Annotated in this window: 1 protein-coding gene; it reads left to right on the top strand. The window is 65.0% G+C overall.

Annotated features, from left to right (window positions below; translation table 11 throughout):
* Positions 1-405 precede the first annotated feature (405 nt).
* Positions 406-1596, top strand: coding sequence for an IS30 family transposase (locus ACWPOC_RS25515; protein ID WP_183070776.1), 1191 nt, complete (start codon positions 406-408; stop codon positions 1594-1596).
* Positions 1597-1628 lie beyond the last annotated feature (32 nt).

Below are 1628 nucleotides of genomic sequence, written 5' to 3'. Positions count from 1 at the left end.
GGCGGGTTCACATGATCGTCGCAACACTCTCAACGAGAGGTTGCGACGATCATGTCGTTTCAGGAGGACTGCGACCGATTCGGTAACCAACTCACGCGATTGGTCAACGCCGGTATTCCGGTCAAGGAGGCTGCGGCCGCGATCGGGCTGCCGCGGCAGCGGTGCTACGCAATCTTGCGGGCGATCGGCCGGCCGGTGGGCAAGCCTCGCGGCCGGGTCGGCACCCCCGACCCCCAGCTGATCGTGACGGTCTACGGCGAGACCGGCTCGATCAGCGCAGCGGCGAGGGCATCCGGGGTGGCGCAGTCGGTGGCCCGCCGGATCCTGGTGGCCGAGGGCATGGTCAGCAAGGAGAGAATCTCGCCGAAGGGCAAACCCGGAGCCAAGCGTCGCTGTCTGGAGTTGATCGAAGCCGGTTGGTCGGCCAGACGAGCGGCCCGTGAGGTCGGGGTCAACGAACGCACCGCACGGGACTGGCGTCAGGGGATCCGGCGCTCGAACAGCAAGCGCATTCATCCGGATGGGCGGGTCGTGGACTACCACCACGGAACCGTCTACACACAGTCTGTGACCAGTGTGACCTGTGATGGCAGCGGACGACCGGCGATCAGCGACCGGTACCTGTCGGTCGAGGACCGGATCGCGATCGCCGACGGCCTGCTCGTAGAGGACTCGCTACGGACCATCGCCGCTCGGATCGGCAAGAACGTCTCCACCGTCTCGAGGGAGATTCGTCGCGGCAGCCTCGAGGGCCGGTATCTGCCGTATCAGGCCGATCGGGCAGCCGCCGCAGCCCGGGCGCGGCCCAAGCAGTCCAAACTGGTTCGGAACACGGTCCTGAGGGAAGCGGTCGAGGAAGGCTTGTCCCGGAAGCTGTCGCCGGAGCAGATCTCGCATCGCTTGCGTCGGGACTTCCCCGACGACGAAAGCATGCGGGTGAGCCACGAAACGATCTACCAAGCACTGTATTTCCAGGCCCGTGGAGGATTGAAAAAGGAAGTGCAGCAAGCACTTCGAACCGGACGCGGCAGACGCAAGCAGCAGCGGAAACAGGACGAGCGCACCCACCGGTTCGTCGATCCGATGATCATGATCAGCGACCGTCCCGCCGAGGTCGCCGACCGGGCCGTGCCCGGGCACTGGGAAGGCGATTTGATCACCGGTGAGCTGAACAAGACCGCGATCGGCACCCTCGTCGAACGCAGCACCCGCTACACGATGCTGTTGCACCTGCCGAATGGGCACGACGCCGAATCGGTGCGGGACGCGCTCATCGCCACCATGAGGACCCTTCCGGAGCATCTGCGTGGGTCGCTGACCTGGGATCAGGGTGCCGAGATGGCCCGACACAAGCAGTTCAGCATGGCCACCGACATGGCCGTCTACTTCTGTGACCCGGCCAGCCCTTGGCAGCGGGGCAGCAACGAGAACACCAACGGGCTCCTGCGGCAGTACTTCCCGAAGGGCACCGACCTGAGTGTCTACGGTCCCGAGGATCTCGAGCATGTCGCTCAGGAGCTCAACGGTCGGCCACGCAAAACGCTCGGCTGGGATACCCCAGCCGAGCGTCTGCGTGATCTAATCACCACCAACTAACAGCGGTGTTGCGTCGACCCCTTGAAACCGCC

The organism is Rhodococcus sp. 5G237, assembly GCF_053764735.1.
Note: the sequence above shows the minus strand (reverse complement) of the source record. Positions and strands in the feature narration are given on the sequence as shown.